Origin of the sequence: Geitlerinema sp. PCC 9228, from assembly GCF_001870905.1 — a bacterium.
In the GTDB taxonomy this organism is placed as follows: domain Bacteria; phylum Cyanobacteriota; class Cyanobacteriia; order Cyanobacteriales; family PCC-9228; genus PCC-9228.
This window is the reverse complement of sequence record NZ_LNDC01000133.1, coordinates 70,723-94,391: the sequence shown is the minus strand read 5'-3', so window position 1 is coordinate 94,391 and position 23,669 is coordinate 70,723. Positions and strand designations below refer to the sequence as shown.

21 protein-coding genes are annotated in these 23,669 nt (G+C 47.7%); 9 read left to right on the top strand and 12 right to left on the bottom strand.

The features are described from left to right. Positions 1-2 precede the first annotated feature (2 nt). On the bottom strand, positions 3-158 hold the full coding sequence (locus AS151_RS22205; RefSeq protein WP_170861409.1) for a hypothetical protein: 156 nt from the start codon (positions 156-158) through the stop codon (positions 3-5). Positions 159-256: 98 nt separating this feature from the next. On the opposite strand from AS151_RS22205, the gene AS151_RS14540 reads away from it, so the two are divergent. Beyond that, complete coding sequence (locus AS151_RS14540) at positions 257-1,090, top strand: universal stress protein (protein WP_071517781.1); 834 nt, start codon at positions 257-259, stop codon at positions 1,088-1,090. A gap of 149 nt (positions 1,091-1,239) precedes the next feature. On the opposite strand, the gene psbM is transcribed toward AS151_RS14540, so the two are convergent. The 5 genes from psbM to AS151_RS14520 form a co-directional block, all read right to left on the bottom strand. Then, on the bottom strand, positions 1,240-1,347 hold the full coding sequence (gene psbM, locus AS151_RS20885; RefSeq protein WP_084639612.1) for a photosystem II reaction center protein PsbM: 108 nt from the start codon (positions 1,345-1,347) through the stop codon (positions 1,240-1,242). Between the two features lie 175 nt (positions 1,348-1,522). Continuing rightward, positions 1,523-1,819 (bottom strand): 2Fe-2S iron-sulfur cluster-binding protein, encoded by a 297-nt coding sequence (locus tag AS151_RS14535; protein ID WP_071517780.1) that lies wholly within the window; start codon positions 1,817-1,819, stop codon positions 1,523-1,525. Between the two features lie 174 nt (positions 1,820-1,993). Next, the gene (locus AS151_RS14530) at positions 1,994-3,622 is read right to left on the bottom strand and encodes a TolC family protein (protein ID WP_071517779.1); all 1,629 of its coding nucleotides are present in this window, start codon (positions 3,620-3,622) and stop codon (positions 1,994-1,996) included. 175 nt (positions 3,623-3,797) lie between these two features. Continuing rightward, positions 3,798-5,276 carry a multicopper oxidase family protein gene (locus tag AS151_RS14525; RefSeq protein ID WP_071517778.1) on the bottom strand — a complete coding sequence of 493 codons (1,479 nt, stop codon included), beginning with the start codon at positions 5,274-5,276 and terminating at the stop codon, positions 3,798-3,800. An 83-nt stretch (positions 5,277-5,359) separates the two neighbouring features. Then, the gene (locus tag AS151_RS14520) at positions 5,360-5,707 is read right to left on the bottom strand and encodes a hypothetical protein (protein WP_071517777.1); all 348 of its coding nucleotides are present in this window, start codon (positions 5,705-5,707) and stop codon (positions 5,360-5,362) included. Between the two features lie 156 nt (positions 5,708-5,863). Between AS151_RS14520 and AS151_RS14515 the strand changes: the two genes are divergently transcribed. From AS151_RS14515 to AS151_RS14495, 5 genes are all read left to right on the top strand, one after another. Then, a complete protein-coding gene (locus AS151_RS14515; protein WP_071517776.1) occupies positions 5,864-6,400 on the top strand; it encodes a PadR family transcriptional regulator in 537 nt (178 codons plus the stop codon). 87 nt (positions 6,401-6,487) lie between these two features. Further along, positions 6,488-8,080, top strand: a complete 1,593-nt coding sequence (locus AS151_RS14510) for an efflux RND transporter periplasmic adaptor subunit (RefSeq protein WP_084639611.1) — start codon at positions 6,488-6,490, stop codon at positions 8,078-8,080. A 48-nt stretch (positions 8,081-8,128) separates the two neighbouring features. Beyond that, positions 8,129-11,218: an efflux RND transporter permease subunit gene (locus AS151_RS14505; protein WP_071517775.1), complete on the top strand. Its 3,090-nt coding sequence runs from the start codon at positions 8,129-8,131 to the stop codon at positions 11,216-11,218. Positions 11,219-11,354: 136 nt separating this feature from the next. Beyond that, on the top strand, positions 11,355-12,011 hold the full coding sequence (locus tag AS151_RS14500; protein ID WP_071517774.1) for a glutathione S-transferase family protein: 657 nt from the start codon (positions 11,355-11,357) through the stop codon (positions 12,009-12,011). Between the two features lie 444 nt (positions 12,012-12,455). Then, positions 12,456-13,622 carry an FAD-dependent oxidoreductase gene (locus AS151_RS14495; protein ID WP_071517773.1) on the top strand — a complete coding sequence of 389 codons (1,167 nt, stop codon included), beginning with the start codon at positions 12,456-12,458 and terminating at the stop codon, positions 13,620-13,622. Between the two features lie 103 nt (positions 13,623-13,725). Here AS151_RS14495 and AS151_RS14490 read toward each other — a convergent pair whose 3' ends face one another. Together AS151_RS14490 and purD are read right to left on the bottom strand one after the other, a co-directional pair. Continuing rightward, the gene (locus tag AS151_RS14490; RefSeq protein WP_343327434.1) at positions 13,726-15,735 is read right to left on the bottom strand and encodes an ATP-binding protein; all 2,010 of its coding nucleotides are present in this window, start codon (positions 15,733-15,735) and stop codon (positions 13,726-13,728) included. 165 nt (positions 15,736-15,900) lie between these two features. Continuing rightward, entirely contained in the window at positions 15,901-17,202 is a 1,302-nt protein-coding gene (purD, locus tag AS151_RS14485) for a phosphoribosylamine--glycine ligase (protein ID WP_071517771.1), read from the bottom strand. A gap of 180 nt (positions 17,203-17,382) precedes the next feature. On the opposite strand from purD, the gene AS151_RS14480 reads away from it, so the two are divergent. Further along, a complete protein-coding gene (locus tag AS151_RS14480; protein ID WP_071517770.1) occupies positions 17,383-17,784 on the top strand; it encodes a fasciclin domain-containing protein in 402 nt (133 codons plus the stop codon). 28 nt (positions 17,785-17,812) lie between these two features. On the opposite strand, the gene AS151_RS14475 is transcribed toward AS151_RS14480, so the two are convergent. The 3 genes from AS151_RS14475 to AS151_RS14465 form a co-directional block, all read right to left on the bottom strand. Then, entirely contained in the window at positions 17,813-18,541 is a 729-nt protein-coding gene (locus AS151_RS14475; RefSeq protein ID WP_071517769.1) for a hypothetical protein, read from the bottom strand. Between the two features lie 104 nt (positions 18,542-18,645). Continuing rightward, positions 18,646-19,746, bottom strand: coding sequence for a hypothetical protein (locus tag AS151_RS14470; protein WP_071517768.1), 1,101 nt, complete (start codon positions 19,744-19,746; stop codon positions 18,646-18,648). A 239-nt stretch (positions 19,747-19,985) separates the two neighbouring features. Further along, complete coding sequence (locus AS151_RS14465; protein WP_071517792.1) at positions 19,986-20,795, bottom strand: DNA adenine methylase; 810 nt, start codon at positions 20,793-20,795, stop codon at positions 19,986-19,988. A 215-nt stretch (positions 20,796-21,010) separates the two neighbouring features. Here AS151_RS14465 and AS151_RS14460 point away from each other — a divergent pair, with 215 nt between their 5' ends. Then, entirely contained in the window at positions 21,011-21,262 is a 252-nt protein-coding gene (locus tag AS151_RS14460) for a hypothetical protein (protein ID WP_071517767.1), read from the top strand. A 936-nt stretch (positions 21,263-22,198) separates the two neighbouring features. Beyond that, on the top strand, positions 22,199-22,810 hold the full coding sequence (locus tag AS151_RS14455; RefSeq protein WP_071517766.1) for an alpha/beta hydrolase: 612 nt from the start codon (positions 22,199-22,201) through the stop codon (positions 22,808-22,810). A gap of 236 nt (positions 22,811-23,046) precedes the next feature. Here AS151_RS14455 and AS151_RS14450 read toward each other — a convergent pair whose 3' ends face one another. Then, positions 23,047-23,511: a phosphate-starvation-inducible PsiE family protein gene (locus AS151_RS14450; RefSeq protein WP_244533026.1), complete on the bottom strand. Its 465-nt coding sequence runs from the start codon at positions 23,509-23,511 to the stop codon at positions 23,047-23,049. Positions 23,512-23,669 lie beyond the last annotated feature (158 nt).

Below are 23,669 nucleotides of genomic sequence, written 5' to 3'. Positions count from 1 at the left end.
ATTTACAAAATTTTACTACGAATTTTCCTGACTGGGGAAACGCGATCGCGCTTTTGCTGGTTGGGTTTGCCAGAAAACTCCACCAGCCACCACTGGCCGCGACCACCTGCCCGTGCGATCGTATATCGTAATATTCCTTTGAAGTTTTTAACCTTCACAGTATCCTAAATGGTGGCACGATCGAAAAACTCCCAAATCTATTTACAGGCAAAGCCAACCCACTTATTTCTCGTAATCTTTTTGTACTGGTGGTTTTATGATAGAAAAAATTTTAGTAGCCGTTGCCGGACGGGGACTCTGCGAAGAAATGTTTAACATGTTGATGGAAGTCCCCTCCCTACAAAATGTTTCCGTAACTGTTTTGCACGTAGTTCCCAACGAAACGAGTGCCGATGACATGGCAGAAAAGCTCGAACAAGGGGGAAAATATCTAGCCCAAGCCGTACAGTCATTAAAAATTGACCCCAACCGCGTCAATCCCCGCCTCAAACAAGGCGACCCCAAAACCGTGGTTTTGGAAGTAGCGGAAGAAGAAAACGCCGATTTAATTATTATGGGTTCTCGGGCGTTGGGCAGGCTGCAAGCCATTTTGGAAAATTCCGTCAGCCAATATGTGTTCCAGTTATCGTCGCTGCCCATGTTGCTGGTGAAAGACGACGTATACGTCAAACGCCTGAAGCGGTTGGTAGTGGCTGTGGACAGTTCTGCCGCCTCAAAAGATGCCCTAGAAATGGCGATTTTCCTTGCCCGAGACCTGCAAGGATGTCAGTTGGATTTCATCCGGGTGAATTCTCCTGAAAACGTTAGCCATCCCGAACAGGAATCGGCGCTTGCGGCAGCCGCTGCTGAGGCGAAAAAATATGGAATTAAGTACCATTGCCAACTAACGAGTGGCAATGCGGGTGAAGAAATTTGTAAAGCCGCCTCCAATGCCAACGCCGATTTATTGCTGCTAGGGTCTCCTGACCGCCGACCTTCTGTTGCGAAAGGATTGCCCGATTTGGACCGATTGCTGGGTAATTCCGTATCGGATTACGTCCGAGTCAAGGCTGAATGTCCAGTGTTGCTAACCAGAACCCCAGGGCAGTAGTTCCTGCCCAAATCGAACATACAAATATAAAAGGCGCTGTAGAGAACCTCCCAGCGCCTTTTTAAGTTTTTTCTATCAAAAAACCAGCCAGTAAATGCTAAACCAATTATTCAAACATAGCCGGGCAGAGAAACAATTTTGATATTGTTTTAGCCTTCGCCACGACTAGCAGTTTGAATGTATAGGATTAACAAAAACACGGTTGGCACGAGTACAAAGAGAACGCTGGCTACAAAACCGAGATCGTTAACTTCCATGACACCCAGCCTCTTAACTGCACAAAATCAGGTCATCTATAGAATATCATGGTTTGGTAGCGATCGCCTTCCATCTGGCGTAGGAATAAATTCTCAAAAAAATACAGCAGTCCTTTCTTAGCAGACCGCTATACCCATGAAGCGCCTTGCCCTCCAGCCACTTTGAACCTTCATGCTACGGTTTGGTTTTAATCTTAACAGGACCGTATACCAAAGTTTGGCAAGAGAGGCGATAGCTATCGGGCTTGTTTTTTAACTTCCGTTTTTCGGCTTCCGTGCGCTCGGAAAGATTTTCCATGCCTTCTTCAACTTCCACAATACAGGTCCCGCACTGGCCGTAACCACCGCAGTTCATCATTTTGCCCCAAACTTTGTAGATATCGATACCATTTTCCATGGCTTTTATACGCAAATTGGCACCTTCGGAGGCCACAACTTCTTTATTTTCTTTGCTAAAGTTGATGTTCGGCATGGTTGCTTCCTTTGGTCCTTATTTTTCTTTGACAAGTGAAAAATCCGGCAGCTCTCCCAAAAGCGCTGACCGTGGAGGAGGTCGGGTTGGCTAGCATTTCCGTAGTGGAAGCGGAAATCTGCCCAAAACCCGACAATATTTAACGGATTTTCATACTAGTTCTAGGCTAGCAAATTATTCCTCAGCGTCGGGAACGCTAATAGCTTGTTGGTCTAAATTGGATAGCGATCGCTGCAATTGAGCCAAAGCTCGATTGTACCCCAAAATGGCTCGCACCAAATTCCCCTCCGAGCGCGTCAGCTCGGTTTCGGCATCGAGAACATCCGTATTGGTTCCTACACCAGCTTGAAAGCGCAACCGTGCTAGGCGTAGGGCTTCTCGCGCTTGTTCTACCCCTTTTCTCGCCGTTTCAATATTTTGCAGGTTGGCTTGCAAATCGAAAAAGGCTTGCTCTACCTGAGTGCGAATTTGCTGGCGCAGGTTCGCAAACCGATTTTCGGCGATTTCGCGGTTCTTTTCCTCCTGTCTGGCTCTAGCAACCGCCGCTCCGCCATCGTAGAGACGCCATTGGATGGTGGCTTGTACGGTATTCCCATCAGCAATCCCCGTACCGTCGTCAAATTCATCCAAAAGGTTGTAATCGGCAGAAATGCTGACCTGCGGGCGAACGTTGGAAAGAGCTACCTGTCTTTGTGCTTCGCTAATTTCCCGCTGCAACAACTGCTGTTCCAATTCGGCTCGGTTTTTCAACGCCAAAACAATGCTTTTTTCTAGAGAATAATTCCACAAACCAGCAATATCTACATCATCCACAGCCGTAACCGTCACCGACTGCGGCACGCTGAGCAATCGGGAAAGTTCTCGCTGGGAACTGCGCAGGTCACTTCTGGCTTGGGTTAAGTTTTGTACTTCGTTGGATAAATTGACCTCACTTTGCAGCACTTCAAACCGAGTTCCCAATCCAGCCTCTTCCAAAGCTTCGGCATCGCGCAAACTCTGTCTGGCGTTTTTGACGGCTTGTTCGGCAATCCGTACGTTTTCTTCGGCTTGCTGGACATCGTAGTAAGCGTTGGTGACCTCCAGCAGGATATCTTCTACTTGTCGTTCTACTTCCAGCTCTTGCCGGCGCAACTGCTTGCGACTGGCACGAATTTGCCCGGTACGCCGCCCCCCAGTATAAACATCGTAGGAAAGCTGAATGGCGGCATTCCAGGTGCTGGTTGTGATGTCTTGCTGCTGAAAGGCACCAGAGGTGACTTCGTTTTGCAGTTCCGTAGCTGCTGAGTCCTGGCGGCTGATGCTGGTATTGAGGTCGAGGTTGGGCAACCAAGCTGCTAGGGCTTCTCGCAAACGAAACTTGCTTTGTTCTAGCTGCAATCTAGCCTGCTGCAAGTCGCGATTGTTGCGCAGGGCTAACCGGCGTGCTTGTTGGAGGGTGAGTTCCCGGACTTCCTGTACCTCCACTTCCTCGGGTTGGGTGGGAAATTGCAGGGGATTGGCATTGGGATAGAGCGACTCCAGGTTACTAGGGGTTTCTGGTGCAGGTGACGGCGCTTCTATGGTGGGTTCCGGTGGTTCCGGACCGGGCACTGGCATTGGTTCGCCGCTGCTTGCGGGCATGGTATTGTTTTGGTTTTCGCTATTGTCTTCGCCGGTAGCTTGCGCCAGGTTGGGGTTGGAGGTTTCGGTATTGGTGTCAGGGGCAGAGAGGTCTTTGGGAGTAGCGGCGGCACGAGAGGAGCCCAGATTGAGTAGCATCAAGGCACTAATGCCCACAGCCATGAATTCGCGTGAATTTAGCATAGTGGTTTTTCGATCGCTGTAGTGTGAATAGAGACAGTTCCTAGATGATGCCTAAATATGGAGACATTGAGCGTAGGATTTCTACAGATTCGGTGATGGCACCAAGAGAGCATAGTACCTTGATAGGTTGAAGCAATTAAAGAGGAAAATGGGTTTTTTATGAATAAATAGTTATTTACGCCTGCATGCGGATAGTTCCCATCATGCCCAAATCTTCATGGTCTAAAATATGGCAGTGATAGACGGTTTTGCCGGCAAAATCTTGAAAACGGGTGCGAATACGCACGGTTTCCCCACTTCTGACCAATACCACATCTTTCCAGTAGCGATCGCTTTGTACGGGCAAAATTCCTAAATCTCCAGATGCCCCCCGGCGAGAAATAATTTGAAAAGGATTGGTATGCAGGTGAAAAGGATGGTCCATCCCCCCAATATTGCGAATTTCCCAATCTTCCACCGAATTTAACGCTACTTGGGTATCAATGCGCGATCCGCTGAAAGCCCGACCGTTAATTAAAAACGCCATGCCCATCCCTGGTTCCATGCCGTGGTTGAGGGTAAAACGACGTACGTTGCTCGCTTCTGGCAAAGATTCTACCGGTATTAATTTCTCGGGTAGCTTTGGCGGCGATTGGTTCTGGTACGATTCGCGGCTGTAGGTAACGGTAGCAATCGATTGGGCGGATTCCTGTTTCCTTCTTTGGTGGTGCCCGCGCCCCATCATGCCTCTACCACCCATCATGCCCATGGTTCCTCGGTCATAGGGTAGATTGAGCAGGCGATATTCTCCAGGTTGGCGATTCCCGGAAATTAAAACATCAATTCGTTCTCCCGGCGACAGCAGCAGTTCTGACATTTCTATAGGTTCTGTCACCGCCCCGCCATCGGTGGCAATGACGTAGAAAGGATGTTCTGGCAACGCCAGGCGATAAAAACGTGATGGCGAAGCATTGAGCAATCGCAGGCGCAACCATCCCCCTTGAGGAATCATCAGTTGTGGGTTGGTACGACCGTTGCCAGTTATAACATTGCCTTCCCTGCCCAACATCTGTGACATATGATTGGGGGCAACCAAACGGTTATTATTTCCCAGAGAAAAATCCTGCAAAACCAAAAATTCTTCGCGGGCAGCTTTGACAACTGGAAGTTCATCCAATTCTCCCCGTACGACCAACAATCCTGCCAAACCACCAGCGACCTGAGAAGCTACCAAACCGTGGTAGTGGGGGTGGTACCAAAACAAACCGGCGGGATGGTTGGATGGAATTTGAAATTCGTAGGTAAATGTTTCTTGAGAGGGAACGTCTATAAATATATTATCGGCGTTGCCTGTCGGCGAAACGTGCAAGCCGTGGTAGTGCAAATTGGTGGATTCCGAAAGGCGATTGGTAAAGCGAATCCGAACCGTATCTCCTGGTTTGGCTTCTAGGAGAGGACCGGGAACTTGTTGGTTGTAGTTCAACAAATAGGCAGGTTGGTTGCCTAAAGAGACTTTGTTGTAGCTGGCGGTAAGGTCTAGGTCTAACAGTCCATCTTGACTGGGATGGTTTTGCTGTTGTTGGGAAATAGCGTCTGATTTGGGTAAGGCACAGCGACCGAGAAATACAGCGGCGGTGGCTGAGGTGCTAAGGGCTAGAAATTGACGACGATTCATGGCTTTTTCGCTGGTTTTGACTGATTTTTATAGTATATTATGACAATGTTTGTTTTTTTTAATAGTAATTAAATATAAATAAGTTAATATAGAAAATATTTAACCCAGTAAAGCAACCCGGGCGTGCCGACAATGGCGGCGAGAATGACTTCTCCCCAACCGGCTGTTGGTGATTTCGCTATCTGTTGGTTGGATGTGGGTTGAGCGTTCGTTGATGGCTCTGGCGATTGATTTTGGGGGGTATCTGGGGTTTTTGGATCGCTACCACAAGCGGGGTTGCCCTGAGTTGGCGTACAGGTATTTTTAGGGGATGGGGAACTGGAGGTTTGATTCTGCTGGTTTGGTTGGTGAAATTCCGGTGCGTGGGCGGCTGCTGGTTGGGCAATTATACTGAGAGCCGCGATCGCTGGAAAAAGAGTTTGGTATCTCAAAACAGATATCCATGGGCTGTTTGCGTAGAAGTTCGATCGTAAACTTTCCAGCACCATGGAGAGTCAAAGGATTTCGGAAAAACTTTACAAAAATTTAAAAAGTTGTCTATCGTGTAAATATGGGTTACAATAAACACGGATATATCAAACTGATATATGTTGGAACTATCGGCACTCGGGTTGCTGCAACGGGAACCCCTGCACGGCTACAAGCTCAAACAAAAACTGGAAATGTTTATGGACTGCAGCATTAGCGTCAACTACGGAGCCATTTATCCGTTATTGCGACGGTTGCAGCAGCAGGGGTCGATTGTGGCCGTGGAATCGAATGATGGTGAAGGTAGAGGCGGCAAAAAAGTCTACCAAATCACCGAACAGGGAAGAGTGCGCTGGCGGGAAAAAATGATGGAACACCCGCAAGAAAGTTGGGTAAATGCGCGATCGCGTTTTGCCATTAAATTCTTTTTTTTTAGCGACCTAGAACCGCAAGCGCGTATCGACCTGATGGAACATCGTTTGATGGTTTGTAAGCTGCGCCAACAAGAGGTCGAAAAAGAATACATACCACAAGTGCCCAACGACCCTTACAAGCAAGCGATCGTACAGCGACATTTAGAAACCCTCAACCATGAAATTGAGTGGTTGAGCCAGCAGCTAACCCGAGAATATGCCGAAAAGCAACCCAACAGTTAAATTATATATTTAAAACCCAAACGCCCACACTCGATTGCCCTTTATTCAGCTTGCTCTCCTAACCTTATCGGGGAAAGATATCCTACCATGAACTTTTCCAACACCAACAACCAAACAGATAACAATCTAGAAGCGGAGGTTTCCCCAGCAAACACGTCTACAGAGGCCGCAAATACCGGCACTACAGCCGAAACCTCCAAACCATCAACCTTTGGCAAACGGGTTCCCAAATGGATTTTTGTAGCTGGGGCTGCCATCTTGGTCACGGGAGCGGGTTTGGGTATTTATACATGGCAAGCGCGCCAACAAACACCAGCAACTGCCGCCAGCGAACAATCGGGTGGCAAGCCCCGAGGAACCCCCGTCAAACTGGAAACCGTAGAACCTTCCAGCTTGGAAGAAACCTCCGAGTTTGTGGGCACCTTGGAAGCCCAGCAATCCGTTGCCGTGCGTGCGGAAACCAATGGGCGCATCGTGGAAATTTATGTAGAAGAAGGCGATCGCGTGAGGTCAGGTCAGTCCCTCGCCCGGTTGGATAGCCGAGAAGTCCAAGCCGACTTGCGCCAAGCCAAAGCAAATTTATTGCGCACGAAAGCACAACTTGCCGAAGCCCAAGCCGGACCCCGGGTCGAAGAAATTGCCCAAGCCCGAGCGCGCTTAGAACAGGCAGAAGCTCGTTTGGAAAACGCCAAAGCCGGTGCCCAACCGGAAGAAATCGCCCAAGCCCAAGCCCGGGTTGAATCCGCCCAAGCCCAAGCCGAATTAGCGAAAGCCCGGGTCGAGCGGTATCGGCAGTTAGAATCCGAAGGAGCGGTATCAAAAGATACCTTGGATGAGTTTGTTCGGGAATTCCGACAAGCGCAAGCCAACTTAGAAGAAGCCAGGCGTAACTTGCAAGAAATTCAGAAAGGTCAAAACGCCGACGTAGACGAACTGGCTGCCCAAGTGGCGGAACAACGGGAAGAACTGCGGGAGCTGGAAAACGGCACCCGCGCCGAAGAAATCGCCCGATTGGAAGCAGAGGTTGCCGACGCCCGGGCACAGGTGCAAGCGCGGGAAGTACAGCTACAAGATACAATTATCAAAGCCTCTTTTGCGGGAGAAGTGGGCGATATTCCCGTGGATGTAGGCGATTATTTGCAACAAGGGGATGAATTTACCAACCTCATTCAAAACCAACTCCTGTTTTTGCGCATGTCCATTCCCGCCGAACGTTCCGACCAATTGCAGTTGGGATTGCCCGTACGGTTGTACGATAGCGACAACCAGCTATTAAAAACTGGCAAAATTCGCTTTATTTCTCCGCAAGTGAACACCGACTCCCAAACCATTCTGGTGAAAGCAGCCTTTGAAAACACCAAAGGCAACCTGCGAGATGGTCAGTTTGTGCGCGGGGAAGTCATATGGGAGAAACGGGAAAATACATTTGTAGTTCCCACCAATGCTGTGATATTTAGCGGCGACAAAACCTTTATTTATGTGGCTCAAGAAGGAGAAACCCTCACAGCGAAAAAACAACCCGTCCAGTTAGGGCTAACTTTAGGCGATCGCGCGGAAGTAGTCCAAGGTCTGCAAAGCGGCGATCGCATCGTCGTCTCCGGTACCCAAAAAATCGGCGACGGCGCGCCCCTAATGCCCCTAGGAGCAAAACCAAAAGACCAACAACCATCCTCTCAGTAACCACCGATTTCTTGATTCGTGCAACTATAAAACATCCTGAATGCCACTATGTTTGCTCACTTCTTCATCAAGCGACCGGTCTTTGCTTCCGTCTGCTCCCTCCTCATCATTCTTGTTGGCTTTGTCGGCTACACCCGCTTGCCCGTTCAAGAATTTCCCAGCATCGACCCCCCCGTCGTCAACGTTAACACCATCTATCCCGGTGCCAACTCCAACGTCGTCGAAACCGAAGTCACCGAAATCCTAGAAGACGAAATCAACGGCGTAGAAGGACTCAAAACCCTCTCCTCCACCAGCCGCCAAAGCGTCAGCAGCATCACCGTTGAATTCCAACTCAACCGCGACCTAGACCAAGCCGCCCAAGACGTGCGCACGCGGGTTTCCCAAGTTCTCGGCGAACTCCCCGACCAAGCTGAATCCCCCGTTGTCGAAAAACGTTCCGCCGACGCCTCACCCATTCTTTGGTTTGCCCTTTACGGAGATCGATTTAGCGCCTTAGAACTAAGCAACTACGCCGATAAATTCGTCATCGACGCCCTAGAAAACGTTCCCGGCGTCAGCACCGTCTTTGTTGGCGGGGAAAGGCGCTACGCCATGCGTCTGTGGATCGACCCCCCCAAATTAGCATCGCGCGATCTCACCGTCCTTGACATCGAAAACGCCCTACGACAGGACAACGTAGAAATTCCCGGCGGGCGCATCGAAGCCGACCAAACCGAATACTCCGTGCGGGTTCTCGGGCGCATGTCAGAACCCAGCGAATATGAAAACTTAGTTATCAAAAAACGAGACGACGGCACCCAAATTCGCCTCAAAGACGTAGGTCGAGCCGAAGTTGGCGCGGAAGACTATCGTTCCTTCGTTCGGTTTAACGGGGAAACCGCCCTGGGATTGGGCATTGTCAAACTCTCCGATGCCAACACCATCGCCGTAGCCAAAGCCGCGCAAGAACGGATGGCAGAGCTAGCCCAAGACTTTCCCGAAGGCATGAACTTTCAAGTCGCCTTCAACCGCTCCGAATTCGTAGAAATGGCTATCGACGAAGTTTGGGGAGCTATTTACTTAGCCGTGTTCTTGGTGGTTCTCGTTATTTTCTTCTTCCTGCGCGACTGGCGCGCCACCATCATTCCCGCCGTCACCATCCCCGTCTCCCTCATCGGTGCCTTTGGCATCATGTTTTTCCTCGACTACTCCATCAACACCCTCACTCTATTTGCTCTGACGCTAGCAACCGGGTTGGTGGTAGACGATACCATTGTGGTTTTGGAAAATATTGTCCGCTACGTCGAGGAAAAAGATTTAAAACCCTATCAAGCAGCTATGGCAGGCATTGCCGAAGTGGTCTTTGCCGTCATTGCCACCACCATCGTCTTAATTGCCGTTTTCGTACCCGTTAGCTTTGCCACCGGTAACACCGGGCGCTTGTTTACCCAATTTGCCCTCACCCTAGCCGGTTCGGTGGTGATTTCCTCCTTTGTGGCTCTCACCTTAGCCCCCAGTTTATCCGCCAGGGTTCTCAAACACGGGTCGCAACTGCACGGGCGTTTGTTTGACTGGGTAGAAGCCATGTTGAACCAACTGCAAAACTTCTACCAAAGCAGCTTGCGCAAATTTATGCCCGTCAAAGGTTTGATTATTGGTGGATTCTTCGTTTCCCTAGCCGCCACTGCCTTTCTGTTTACCCGCATTCCCGGCGAATTTCTCCCCCAAGAAGACCGTGGGGCTATTTTTACCGCTATTACCGCACCGGAAGGGGTGACCATTGACTATACTTCCCAGGTGATGGAACAGGTGGAGCAGGTATACAGCGAAGTTCCGGAAGTGGAAAGCTACTTCAGCGTTGGTGCCCTGGGTCGTGGTGCCCCGGGTCAGGTTAACGAAGGGTTTGCCTTTGCCAAATTGAAACCTTGGTCGGAACGTACCGAACCCGGTCAGTCGCAAGAAGCCCTCATCGGTCAACTGTACGGGAAATTTGCGCAAATTACCGATGCGTTGGTGTTTCCATTTTCTCCGCCTTCCCTGCCAGGGTCTGGTTTTAGCCAACCGGTGCAGTATGTTTTGCAAGGAACGGATTTGCAGAATTTAGCTGATGTGTCGGGAGAACTAGCCAATCGCGCTCGACAGTCGCAGACATTGGTTAACGTGGATACGGATTTAAAACTGAACAAACCGGAAATTACCATTCAAATTGACCGCAAACGTGCTGCCGATTTGGGGATTTCCGTACAGGATATTTCCCGCACTATGCAAATTTTGCTGGGCAGTCAGGAAATTACCAATTTCAGCCGGGGCAATCGTTTGTATGAAGTGGTGGTACAAGCGGAGGATTCTTTGCGCAAAGATCCCAATATTATTGAAGAGCTTTATATTCGCTCCCAAAATGGGGGATTGGTGCCTATGGGCAATGTGGTGGATATGAAAACTACGACCACACCACCGCAGATTAATCATTTTAACCGCTTTCGTTCCGCAACTATTAGTGGTAGTCCGGCTCCCAACAGCAGTTTGGGCGAGGCATTGGGTTCTTTGGAGGCGGCAGCCCAAGAAGTGATTCCCGACGATATGCGTACGTCTTTGGCTGGCGAGTCTTTGGAGTTTAAGGAGGCAGGGGAAGCGATTCTGTTTATTTTTGCCCTGGCGTTGGCGTTTATTTTCCTGGTGTTGGCGGCGCAGTTTGAAAGCTATCTGGATCCGTTGGTGGTTTTGCTGGCAGTGCCTTTATCTTTGTTGGGTGCTATAGGTGCTTTGTTGTTGCGCGGATTGCCGTTGAATGTATACAGTCAGATTGGTTTGGTGATGTTGATTGGTTTGTCTACGAAAAATTCTATTTTGATGGTGGAGTTTGCCAATCAGTTACGCCGCCATCACGGGCTATCTATTCCGGAAGCGGCGATGGAAGCGGGCAGGATTCGCTTTCGACCCATTATGATGACGGCTTTTTCGACGATTTTTGGTTTGTTGCCTCTAGCGTTGGCTACTGGTGCTGGTGCTGCTAGCCGTATTTCTATTGGTATGGCGGTGATTGGCGGTATGTTTGTTTCTACTTTTGGTAGTTTGTATGTTGTGCCTGTTTTCTATATTCTGGCTTCTACGTTACAGCGACGTTTCAGCAAGCGATTTTTGGCGGATGATGGGTAGTATACCGAGCATGGGAGAATCAATTACTATAGATTTTCCCCATCTTCTCTGTCTTCCCAAAAATGTTCGAGAAGATTTGCCCTGAAAGTTTACACTGGTAGCAGCTAAATAGCGATCGCTTTTTCTAGGTTGGCTTATGTTGCAGTTTTACTATACGCGCGTTTCCAACAATGCCCGCCGGGTTTGGGTTGCTCTGCTGGAAAAGCAGTTGGAATTTGAATCGGTTTTAATGAATCTGGATGGCGACCAGTTCCAAGAAGATTTTTTGAAACTCAATCCGTTTCACCATATTCCGGTGATTGTTGATAATGGATTTCGGGTTTTTGAATCTTTAGCTATTTTAGATTATCTGGAGGCGAAATACCCCGATCTGCCTTTGTTGCCAACGGATGCGCAAAATATGGCGACGGTACGCATGGTGGAGTTGATAATGATTAACGAGTTCCAACCAGCTACCATTGCTCTGTTACGTCAGAGCATCGATATTCCGGTGGAACCGCAACAGTTGGATAAATCGAAAAAGCAAATTGATACGGTATTGCGCTTTTTGAGCGATTTGTTGATAAAGAATGGTCCCTATTTAATGGGACAACAACTGACCCTGGCGGATATTGTGGCGGGAACGGCAATTCCCAATTTACCTGTATTGGGGATGCCTCTGGATGATTATCCCACAATACAACAGTGGTGCGATCGCTTGCAAGAACGAGACAGTTGGCAGCAAACCACACCCAGCTCAGAAGAACTGGAACAAGCTAAGGCCAAAATTAAGGCTATTGTACAGAATAGATAAACCGTGCGATCGCTATAGCATTTTTATTTGGTTTGTATACAATGCGATTTTGTAGGGGGGCTCACGCGTTGCGCCCCTACAGAATTTTTCAAGCTCAAAAGCAAATTCCATTTATGTTCGATATGCATACTTTATTGTTCAATGCTTCATTATTTCATAGCGATATTTTCTTTGGTAGCAACCATCCCACCTAGCGCCACCAAAGCTTCTCCCAGCCAAAACCGCCAAAAGCCGAATCTGCCTCCCCCCCCAGGTTTCCCGATTCCCTACCAACAAAATTCCCCCCAGATTGACGTTTAATCAACTATAATGTTATATAATTAATAAGATATAAAAAGCATCGGCGGTTGACATCGAGTATACTAGCGCCGAAATCATGACGCTTCGCCTTCGCTGGTGCTGTTTTCGCTAATTGGCTAAGCAGAAGATTTTTAGGGGAAACCTATGACCAAGAAAATATTAGTTTTAGGCGGTGGACTCGGTGGCGTGGAAGCAGCCATCGACTTGAAGAAAAAATTCAAAAACGACTACCAAGTCGATTTAATCTCCAATCGGGATTTTTTGTATATTTACCCGGCTTCCATTTGGCTAGCCATCGGCAAACGCACTGTGGAAGACTTGTCCATTCCCTTGCCGCAACTGGCTGAGATTCACGGATTTAACTTCCTTCATGAAGAAGTGAAGGACATTCGGGCACAACAACAGCGCGTCGTCACCGACCAACAAGAGCATCAGTACGACTACCTCATCGTAGCCTTAGGCGCTACCAAAGTCAAGCCAAAAGGAGTAGAAAATACATATTCCGTATGCAGCGGTCCCGAAGAAGGGATGCGCATTCAAGAGAAATTCCTAGAACTGGTAGAACGAGGTCACGGTACCATTGCCTGCGGTTTCAGCGGCAATCCCAAAGATTCCACCGCCGTGCGCGGCGGTCCTATGTTTGAAGTAGCCTTCAACATGGACCATTACTTGCGGGAAAAAGGATTGCGCGACAACTTTAAACTAATTTTCTTCAGCCCTTCCCCCACCCCAGGGAAACGACTGGGAGAGAAAGGCTTGACCAAACTGGGCGGATTGTTCAAAGAGCGCAATATCGAAACTCGCACGGGCAAGAAATTCAAAGAATTCACCGAAAATTCCATTATTTTTGAAGACGATTCCTACGTGGAAGCCGATTTAATCGCTTATATTCCTGGTTTAAGCGGCAATCCCGTACTGGCGAATTCCGATTTGCCGCTCACAGATGCCGGATTTGTGCCGGTGAACAATGGCGGCTTGGCGCAAGGATTTGACAATTGCTACGCCATTGGCGATAGTTCCTTCTTTGAAGGACCAACTTGGCGTGCCAAACAAGGGCATTTGGCTGAGGTGATGGCTAGAACCGCTGCCGAAAATATTGCTTTGCAGGAAGCTGGAAAAGAGCCAACTGCCAGTTTCCGCGAAGAAATTAACTTACTGTGCGTGATGGATTTAGGCGATGATGGCGTATTTGTCTATCGCGACGAAGATAAAGGATATGCCCCCAGAGGCATGTGGGCGCACTGGGCAAAACTAGCCTGGGAACGGTATTATAAATGGAACAAGTACGGTAAAATGCCGCGTCTGATGTAAGAATAGGGGGGCATGGGAGCTTCCGGGCATCGGGGTATCGGAGAAAACCACCAATTATATCTCCCACGCACCCGGTGCACCCACGCTTCCCATCATCTCATCTTCAAGATATCTCGGCTTCCCCTACCCCCACTTCCTGCTGCTGGGAATTGCCGCTTTGCAAGTGAGATTCCTCGTTGCTTTTTTCTTCGTAGACGGGTAGGTCGAACCAAAACGTGCTGCCTACGCCGACTTCGCTGATGAGGTGAACTTTGCTGTGGTGTTTGTCGATAATATTGCGGACGATAGACAGACCTAAGCCAGTGCCTTCTAGGGTGTGAATGCGGTTTTCTACCCGGAAAAAGCGGGAAAAGATGCTGTCTTGGTCTTCTTTGTCTATGCCGATGCCGGTGTCGGATACTTCTACGCGCACGAATTTCGGTAATTTATCGGGGGGTAGGTGGGAAGTATCGGCAATGCCGGCGTCTTCTCCGCTGACGAGATAGGCGCGGATGACAATTTTGCCGTCGGCTTCGGTGAATTTGAGGGAGTTGCCGACCAGATTGGAAAAGACTTGCAGCAGCAGGTCGTAATGACCGAGAACTGGGGGTAAGTTGGGTTCGATTTCCTGGGAAATTTCGATTTGGCGGTCTTTGGCGTTGAGTTGGTGGGTGCGCAGGGTTTGTTCGATGGGTTGGGCAATGTCAACGGCGGATAAGTTGTAGTTGTGTTTGGATTCGAGACGGCTTAAATCCAAAACATCGTTAACCAAGCGGGTGAGGCGGTCGGTTTCCCGGTTGGCTGTTTCGAGAAATTCTCGCCGTTCTTGCGGGTTGAGTTCTTCACCGTATTCGTTTAGGGTTTCGATAAAGGATTTTATATTAAATAAGGGCGTGCGCAGTTCGTGGGAAACGTTGCTGATAAATTGACTTTTGGCTTCGTTGAGTTCGGCTTCGCGGGTGATATCTTGTAGGGTGATGGCAATGCCTTTGGGGCAATCCCGCAGTCGGTCAAGAACGTTGGTGAGCAAAATGCGTACGGTGCGTCGGTGGGGTTTTTCCAGGGTAACGCGAAATTCGGAACGTCGGTCTACGGGGGTGACGCCTTCGTTGCCGTCGCTGGTTTGACCGGTAGCCATTTCCTGCAAAGGGCGGCTTAATTCCATTTTGATGGGGTCTGGAAGAAGTTCCAGAATGTTTTGACCGGTGACGCTTTTGCTTTCCCAGCCGAAGATTTGGCTGGCGTTGGGGTTGACGAGGATAATTTGCAGGTTGGTATCGAGCAAGACGGCACCGTCGGCGATGGTGGAGACGAGGGTTTCTAGTTTGGCTTTGCTGGCGGTGAGTTCTTCGATGTTTTGCTCTTCGTAGCGTTCCAGCTTCTCGGCCATTTCGTTGAAGCTGTTGATGAGTTCTCCCAGTTCGCCGCCGAAGGGGAGGTTAATGCGTTGTTTGAAGTTGCCGGCGGCGATGTTTTTGACGCCGACGAGGAGTTCTTTGATGGGTTTGGTGATGGTGAGGGCGTTGAATACGGCACCTAGAATTACCATTGCCCAGATGGAAACAAAAACTGCGATCGCGACATCGCGGGTGAGGTAAGATGACGCTACAACGGTGGGATTGGGATTGGTGCCTACTGCCAAAACCCCCAGATATTCCCCTTCGTGGCGCAGGGGAACAAATACATCGGTCACCTGCCCTTCTGGGGTTTCATGCTGTCTGACCAGGGGGAGTTCGGTGTCTTTGCCAAAGTCATCGGGAAGCTGCATGCGGCGGCGAATGCTTAGGGAGTTATGCACTTCCGATTCCCAAAAAGGGATGCCGAAAAATATGGAACCGTTGCTGTCGGCGTAGAGCAAATAGCGTACGCTGGAGGTACTTCGATAAAATCTTTGGGAAAAACGAGCTAGTTCGGCGCGGTTGTCTTCGGCGACGAGGGGGGCAACGTTGGCGGCTAGCAGCAATCCCAAATCCCGACCGAAGCGGGTGTCGTTCATGCGTGCGTCTTGTTGAATGGTGTTGACCGCCCAAAAGGTTAGACCGCTCATGACTAGAGAAACCACCAAGGTGGCAACCGCCATGAGCTTGGTTTGTAGGGTAAATTCCGACCACCAACGGGCAATCCGCTGCATCATTTGCTTAATCTGAGTTAGCAAGGTAAATCAATGGTTTGCTTGAGCCTGCTGGGATTTGTCTTATCCCTGGGGGAGGGATTTCTCCTCAATAGGGATTAACTTCTTATATTTTGACACGTTTGTTTTGGGTCTATGGAAAAGGCGTTATAGATCGGCTACAGGTTGTTACGGGTTTTGGGAATTTTGGGTTTCTAGAACTTGATAGCCAATATCTCGACGGTAGTAACAGTTTGTAAAGTTAATTTTTGAGAGGGCTTGGTAGCTATTTTCCAATGCGATCGCTAAATGGTCACCCAGACCGGTTACTCCCAAAACCCGACCGCCGCTGGTTACCAATTGTTGGTCTTTAATCTGAGTGCCGGCATGGAAGACAAGGGCACCGGTTTCTTCGGCTTCGGCAATGCCGGTGATGGGATAGCCTTTGGCGTAGCTGCCGGGATAGCCACCGGAGGCGACAACGACACAAGCTGCCGAACTGCTTTTCCAACGAATGGGGGGATGTTGGTCTAGTTTTTGCTGGGTAACCGCTAGCATTAAGGAGTCTAGGGGGGTTTCCAGGATGGGTAAGATGGCTTGGGTTTCTGGGTCGCCGAAACGGCAGTTGAATTCCAAAACTTTTATATCCCCTTGGGGGGAAACAATTAAACCGGCATACAAGACGCCGCGATAATCAATGCCACGTTTTTGCATGGCCGCGATCGCTTTTTCTAAAATTTCTGTTTTGACGGTATCCAACGCCGGGGAGGAAAAAAATGGCGTGGGAACGTAAGCACCCATGCCGCCGGTGTTATCGCCGGTATCTCCTTCGCCAATGGGTTTGTGGTCTTGCGCCGGTAGCAGGGGGCGAATGGTTTTGCCGTCGGTGATGGCGAGAACCGATACTTCCTGACCTTGCAGGTATTCTTCGATGACCACTTGGTTGCCGGCAGTCCCCAATTTACCACCAAAGAAATCTCGGACGGTATTTTGTGCTTCTGCTACGGTAGATGCGATCGCTACGCCTTTGCCAGCCGCCAACCCGTCGGCTTTGACAACGATAGGTGGGGTTTGGTTGGCGATATAGTCTAAGGCAGCGTCTAAATGTTCGCGAGAAAAGGTAGCGGCGGCAGCGGTGGGAATGCCGGCTTCGTTGCAGAGTTGTTTTGCCCAGGATTTGCTGGATTCAATTTGGGCGGCGGCTTGGGTAGGACCAAAAACGGCAATGCCTTCGGCTTGGAAAAAATCGGCGATACCAGCGGCTAGGGGGTCTTCTGGACCTACTACGACCAAATCAATATGGCGATCGCGCACCGCCTCTTTCATTTTGGCAAAATCTGTCACGCCCACGGGGATATTTTCGCAGCCTTCCATCAATTCGGTGCCCCCATTTCCCGGGGCAACGCAAACTTGCTGCACTTGGGGCGATCGCAGCAAGGTCCACGCCAGCGCGTGTTCCCGACCACCATTACCAACAATGAGAATATTCAAGGTTTTGGATCCTTTACGTTCTACCTACCAAATGGGAGCCAGCAAATCTCTATCTTACCACAACGAAAAGTATTTTATTATTTTTCCCATAAATTATCTCTATTTAGTACGAAAAAACGGAACCTTCTTCCCTCATGCTAAAGTATGGATTAGGATGGTTGCGAATTAGGAGAAAAAATCGTGGCGAATATTGTTGACATTGCCGTGCAATCGGATTCCTTCAAAACTTTGGTAACCGCCGTGCAAGTGGCTGGTTTGGTTGATGCCTTAAAAGATGCCGAATCCCTGACGGTATTTGCCCCCACCGACGATGCTTTTGCCAAATTGCCACCAGGAACGGTAGACTCTCTTGTGAAAGCACCGCCGCAGTTGGGTAGAATTTTAAGCTTTCACGTGGTTCCCGGAAAATACACCAAATCCGATTTAGCCAATATCGAATCGCTGACTTCTTTAGAAGGGTCGCCGATTCCCATTCGCGCGGGGGAAAACTTTGAAGTCAAAAATGCCACGGTCGTGCAACCCGATATTGAAGCCGACAATGGTGTTATCCACGTTATCGATACGGTGATGTTAATGGGATAGCGGCGAACTCAGAAGTAACTCGCGATCGCTAGTTTGTTGTCAGTCTTTCCGATGGCAATGTCGTTGTTTCTGGCAAACGAACGGTGACGGTAATATTGCCTCGATCGATATTCAGGGCGACGTTATCTTGAAGCAGCTCGAAAATTAATGCCAAATCTTCTTGGTTGATGCCTATTTTTCTGGTTAGCTGTTGCCCGCCGTTTTCTATAAATAGCTCGTCGATTGGTTTGCCATTCCAACGTTGGACTTGATTTTCTACTTGTCTTTTGATAAAAGTGGCAACCAAATTCTCGGGAAGGTTGCGCGAAGAAGTAATGTCGGTTTCGCCCACTTCTAAAGATAGTTTGCCGTTGCTGGCACCAACCATTAAGTCTTGCGCAAAATTCAAGTCAATGGCACCAGCCAAAGGTGCCTTAAAGACAACATCCCCCGTAAAAACGACACCAGTATCTTCAAATCGATATTGCAGGTTGCTAATCTGCAAGCGATTGTTGGTTTCGTCTTCGATGCGGTTTTTCACATCGTTTAATAGCTGGCTGGCGTTGAAAATCTCTTCCAAACATCGGGAAGTCATCGTAATTTCTAAATTGGTTGGCGAATTGACTTTTTGATGACGCTGGAAATCGATATCGCAAGCTGGTTGAAAAGCGGTAGCAGATGGGTTGGCAGCTAGTGTTGGTGGTGCAGATATTCCCCAGTTCAAAAATCCAGTTAAGATAAAAACGAGTAAAATGGTAAGCCAGGTGTGCGATCGCATGGTTTCATCTCAATAGCATTAGGCAGGTTGTTCGGATCGAGGAACAGAACAGATAGAAATCAATTTCCATCCGTTCTGTTATTTTTCAAGCAAAAGCACTGCGTCTATTCTAAGGGCAGTTTTTCTTTGAGTTGCAAAGCCTCTTTGAGGGTTTTGGCGATTTCCTCTTTTTGGGCAAATTCCCCCTCGAACAGAGCTTGCAGTTTTTCGTTTAATTGTTGGTAAGCTTCCTCCGTGGTTAGGGGGTCAGCTAACTTCTTCACCTTACTTTCAAAATACTGGGAAGCCGCATAACCAATGGCATGGAAAGCAATGGTGTTGTTGCTGGCGTTGACTGGAATATCGCTTCCAGTGGCATTTTGTTCTTGTAGAAAAGTAACTCCAAGGGTTTGCGTGCGTTCCTGACTGTGAACGACGGCAAATGTGGCTAGCAGTTCGTGTTCGTTAATTTTTTCAAACCCATAGCAAACGCCCACCTGATAAATTAATTCCGATAGCATGGGGGCAGTTGCCATCCAATTGACCAGCAACTCATCCTGATTTTCTGAATTCGGTACCAGACTGGTTAGAGTAGAAAATAAAGCTTTTTCTTGAATTAGGCGATTGGCAATTTGTTGGGGCGTTTCTTGGGGATACTGGTTTTTCAAATTGGCAACTTCTTCTTGGGCTTTTGGCGTGTCAATATTTTTAATAGCCGACCAAATGCGTTTTTGCCAAATTTCATCGTAGCTTTCAATGGTTTGCCGTAGCGATGCCACAAAGCGATCCAACCACTGACGAATTTGACCGAGCAAATCGTCGCCAGCGTTGACTCCCGCTTCAAAGGTTTCGGCAATTTCTTTGGCAGTTTCTGTTGCTAACTCCCGCGTATGTTTGGCGATGCGGGTAATGGTATGTACGTATTCGCTGGCTTGGTTTTCCAGACCGCCTTTTAACTCCCCTGCCAGTTTCTGTAAGGCGTTTACTTCTTGGGTGGCAACCTCTTCCCCTTCTTGGCGGGGGTCTTTTGAACCTTGTTCGGCAGCAATTTTATCTTCCGCGATCAAAATCGCTGTTTCTGGCACCCAGGTTCCTTCTTTTTCCCCTTCTACTCGAAAACACACCCGACGATCGCTGGTATAAGCCGCGATCGCTAAGACCTTTCCGCTTTTGACTTCATTACCAATTTGGCAAGTTGTCGCATTGAAGAAATTATTAGAACTCATAACGAATCACCTAAGAATATAGCTGCGAACGCAATGTTTTCTCGTATGGTGCCAGCAAAGCCATTTTTAGACAAGAGCGCGTTCGGTTGTCTCCTGTTGGTTCCAAAAACCAAATTGACGCAACACTAGCTTATCATATTGCCATTGTATCCGATGCTTGGTAGTTTTTCATTAAATTGAGATAACCGATGGTCTCTGAAACCAGCCAAGCGATCGCAGCCAAGCACATACAACCCCTATCAGTAGTTTTGAATCATAATTTCTTGCCCCGCCGCTGCCGAAGTTTGTTTGTAATTGTTCATACCGTATTGCAAATTCCAGGGCGTAATTTTCGCAAAATCAAATAGTTCTCGAATTTCCGGAGAATCGTCGTAGGTTATCAGCCATTGATGGGAACAGCGACGCATATTGTTGGCAAATCGTTCGTGGTCGAAAGAAGTATGGAGATTCCCTTTAACGCCGTAGAGACAGGATTTGGTAGAACGAAAGTAGGGAGGGTCTAGAAAAATAAACACGTTCTCTCCATTTTGAAATAATAACTCTTCGTAGTCCTGATTTGTAATCCGAACTGAAGATAGGACAGAACATAATTTCTGCAATCGCTCTATAGATGAATCGGTAAAGCGACGTTCAAAAGCCTGTTGGGAATATCCTCCCGAATCGACTGTTCCAGAAAAAGTAATGCGGTTCAAAACAAAAAAACGTACCGCTCGTTCAAATTCGCTCGGTTTTAAATCGCTATGAGTTAAATTATGAAATAATTCCCGACCATTATCGTATTTCTGCTTGATATCTCGAACTTGAGAAACCAAATGTTCGATGTCGCTTTGAGCGTATTTCCAAAAACAAAACAGATCGTAGTTCAAATCGTTAATCCAATACGACTGGATTTGTCTGTCAAACAACTGTTTCACCGCCAGAAAAACCGAACCACCCCCCACAAACGGTTCTCTATATTCTTTGATGTTCGGCGGTAGGTGGGGAATAATTGTCTTGAGAGCTTTGGATTTACCGCCGGGATAGCGCAAAGGACTTTTAATTTTATCAATTGTATAATTCATTTTGAAATTTACTGTCAATTAAACTGACTTTGTATTTTTTATAAAGATATATTTTATTGTGATGAAAGTCCGATAAATGCAAACTCGCTTTGTATAGGAACTTCCACAGTAACAATTGCATATTTCTAGCGGAAACTACCACAGCAAAGGATAGGATAGTCTGGAACAAGCGACCCAGCAAGCTGAAATTTTGGATAAAAATATTGGGAAATCGTTCTTTGGGTCAAAATGGTGCCCAATATGAGGCCAATACTGCCAGGAAGTTGGGATATTCACCAGTGATTTATCAAAAAGGAGAATTGTTTGCTACGACAATTGGACCGTTTCCTTCTAAAACTGAAGCTGACAACGCGAATATCGCCGTTCGTTCTAATATTCGCGAATCTGCTTTTGTTGTTAATACAGGAAATTGGTGTCCGCAACCAATGGAACAGGAAGGATATTGGCAATGTTAGTAGTTTTTGAATCTTTAGGTAGCGATTTTTTAGAATCAAGATAGAAGCGATCGCTTCCCATCGCTCTATGCTTCGTTTTACCAAAACCCCCATCATACCACAAATTAGCCATATCATCAAATTTTTCCGCCTGACAACCCTAAAATTTGAGATGGAAGCGAAAAGGGGAGCGATCGCGTTTTGTCTGACGAAGTTCTGGGGGGTGCGGGCGTTTTTGTAGCGATTTTCTGTTTAAAAGACAGACGACCCCTTGATTGTGAAATTATCCAAATTCTACCAAATTGGCTGAGAAGACGCAAGTTCGTGAAATAATTGACACGATTCTCAATTAACCCCTTGACAAAAAAATCCCCAAATTCGCCTTTTCTATCAAAATCTCAAAACGTTCGAGGGGAAGAGGATTAGCCAGGGCAATCGTTCGGGGGCATCAATGCATACCACAAGTGAGCAAAATCGTCAAACTGCACCGATTGGTTCGCTCCGAGATGGAAGCGAAAAGGGGAGCGATCGCGTTTTGTCTGACGAAGTTCTGGGGGGTGCGGGCGTTTTTGTAGCGATTTTCTGTTGAAAAGACAGACGACCCCTTGATTATGAAATTATCCCAATTCTACCAAATTGGCTGAGAAGACGCAAGTTCGTAAAATAATTGACACGATTCTCAATTAACCCCTTGACAAAAAAATCCCCAAATTCGCCATTTTGATTAGAATTTTCAAAGTTTAAACGCAAAAAATATTAACCAGCCTAAACATTAACTCCTTACCCCGATAACTTAAAATTACTGGAATCAAAAATCCCTGAATTGTCTGTACTGGCATAGACGCGATCGCCGATCTTATCAAAAATAGGATTAGCGAAAATAGCCAATATCCTGTTTACCAATAAGGAAGAAATAGAAATGGCACAATAGAACCAGTAACGAAAGGAGATGCAATTATGACCTCCCAAGCATCCCATCAAATAGGCGATCGCAACGTCCAAATCCAAAACGCCAACATCCACTACCTAGAAGCCGGCAATGCCGAATCTCCCAGTATCTTGTTTCTCCACGGTGCCAGCTTTTCTGCCAAAACCTGGGAAGAACTGGGGTCTTTGGTTTGGTTTGCCCAACAGGGATATCATGCTGTTTCCATGGATTTGCCCGGATATGGGAAATCGCAAAAGACAGCAGCCCAGCCGGCGGAGTTTTTGCTGGCTTTTTTGGAGGCAACCGGTCTTTCCCAGCCAGTTATCGTTTCCCCTTCCATGAGTGGCAAATACAGCCTGCCGTTTATTGTGCAATATCCCCAGCAATGTCGCGGATGGGTAGCAGTTGCGCCGGTAGGGATTAACAAGTTCAAACAGCAATTGGCAAATGTGAATTTACCGGTTCTGGCAATTTGGGGAAGCAGCGATCGCATTGTACCAGCCAAGCAAGCCGATGTTTTAAAACAAACCATGCCCAACGTACGCAAGGTTATTTTAGAAAAAGCCGGTCATGCTTGCTACATGCGTGCCACCGATGAATTTCACAACCATTTGCTGCAATTTTGTCAGGATTATTCGTAACATACAGACCAACTAGAGTTTTGTTTCTAGTCCGCTTTCAATGATTTTTACAACGGGAAATCGCAAGATCGGTCCCAGAATCTCGTATGGTGGGCATTGCCCACCCTACAAAAATGCCTATTCGCCGAGTGTAAAGGATTTTCGATTGAGCCAAACGATTGTACAAAAAATATATATGCCTGCCACTGATGATTTTTACAACGGGAAATCGTAATATCGGTTCCAGAATCTCTACCTTATTTTTTACTATTAATACCAGAGCGAATAATCCAATAACTTATGGTTAGCGTAAAAACAGCGATCGCTAAACCAATTAAATCCAAGCCAGAACTTTTTTTAAAGTCAAACAAAACAATTTTTCGCGATATGGCAATGAGAGCTGTACCAATAGCCAACTCTAATTGGATGTAATGCTGCCGCAAATAGGCTGTAATATTTGCCATAATTTCCAAAGCAATGAGGATATTTAAAAATAATCCAAAAATCGAAAATAAGGTATCTGTTAGCGAACCTAACGAGCGGGATAACAACTGCTGGGCGATCGCTACCACTAAATCTACCGCAGCCACGAGCAAAACAACGACCATTACTAGGGTCAAAAATTTAGAAAGCTGACCCTGCAACTGTTCGACTCGATACAGAAACCGTTCGTCCTGTAACTCTTTGAGGAAATACCGCCAAAATTTTTTGAATCGCACCACTACTGCCCAACGCGATCGCCCCATCAATAAGATATTAGTATTAGTAGCGCATCTAGGCTAATCCTATTTCTTGAAATTTTTGCAAGAGAGCTTCGGGAAAGTTTTTTGTAAGAGACCTTCGCAAAGCGCCCCCTACCAAAAAATTGTAAATCCCAGAC

What these genes read in the sequence shown, in the direction of transcription:
- AS151_RS14540 (WP_071517781.1), top strand. Translation starts at nt 257, where the DNA reads ATGATAGAAAAAATTTTAGTAGCCGTTGCCGGACGGGGACTCTGCGAA.
- psbM (WP_084639612.1), bottom strand. Translation starts at nt 1,347, where the DNA reads ATGGAAGTTAACGATCTCGGTTTTGTAGCCAGCGTTCTCTTTGTACTC.
- AS151_RS14535 (WP_071517780.1), bottom strand. Translation starts at nt 1,819, where the DNA reads ATGCCGAACATCAACTTTAGCAAAGAAAATAAAGAAGTTGTGGCCTCC.
- AS151_RS14530 (WP_071517779.1), bottom strand. Translation starts at nt 3,622, where the DNA reads ATGCTAAATTCACGCGAATTCATGGCTGTGGGCATTAGTGCCTTGATG.
- AS151_RS14525 (WP_071517778.1), bottom strand. Translation starts at nt 5,276, where the DNA reads ATGAATCGTCGTCAATTTCTAGCCCTTAGCACCTCAGCCACCGCCGCT.
- AS151_RS14515 (WP_071517776.1), top strand. Translation starts at nt 5,864, where the DNA reads ATGTTGGAACTATCGGCACTCGGGTTGCTGCAACGGGAACCCCTGCAC.
- AS151_RS14510 (WP_084639611.1), top strand. Translation starts at nt 6,488, where the DNA reads ATGAACTTTTCCAACACCAACAACCAAACAGATAACAATCTAGAAGCG.
- AS151_RS14505 (WP_071517775.1), top strand. Translation starts at nt 8,129, where the DNA reads ATGTTTGCTCACTTCTTCATCAAGCGACCGGTCTTTGCTTCCGTCTGC.
- AS151_RS14500 (WP_071517774.1), top strand. Translation starts at nt 11,355, where the DNA reads ATGTTGCAGTTTTACTATACGCGCGTTTCCAACAATGCCCGCCGGGTT.
- AS151_RS14495 (WP_071517773.1), top strand. Translation starts at nt 12,456, where the DNA reads ATGACCAAGAAAATATTAGTTTTAGGCGGTGGACTCGGTGGCGTGGAA.
- AS151_RS14490 (WP_343327434.1), bottom strand. Translation starts at nt 15,735, where the DNA reads ATGATGCAGCGGATTGCCCGTTGGTGGTCGGAATTTACCCTACAAACC.
- AS151_RS14475 (WP_071517769.1), bottom strand. Translation starts at nt 18,541, where the DNA reads ATGCGATCGCACACCTGGCTTACCATTTTACTCGTTTTTATCTTAACT.
- AS151_RS14470 (WP_071517768.1), bottom strand. Translation starts at nt 19,746, where the DNA reads ATGAGTTCTAATAATTTCTTCAATGCGACAACTTGCCAAATTGGTAAT.
- AS151_RS14455 (WP_071517766.1), top strand. Translation starts at nt 22,199, where the DNA reads ATGACCTCCCAAGCATCCCATCAAATAGGCGATCGCAACGTCCAAATC.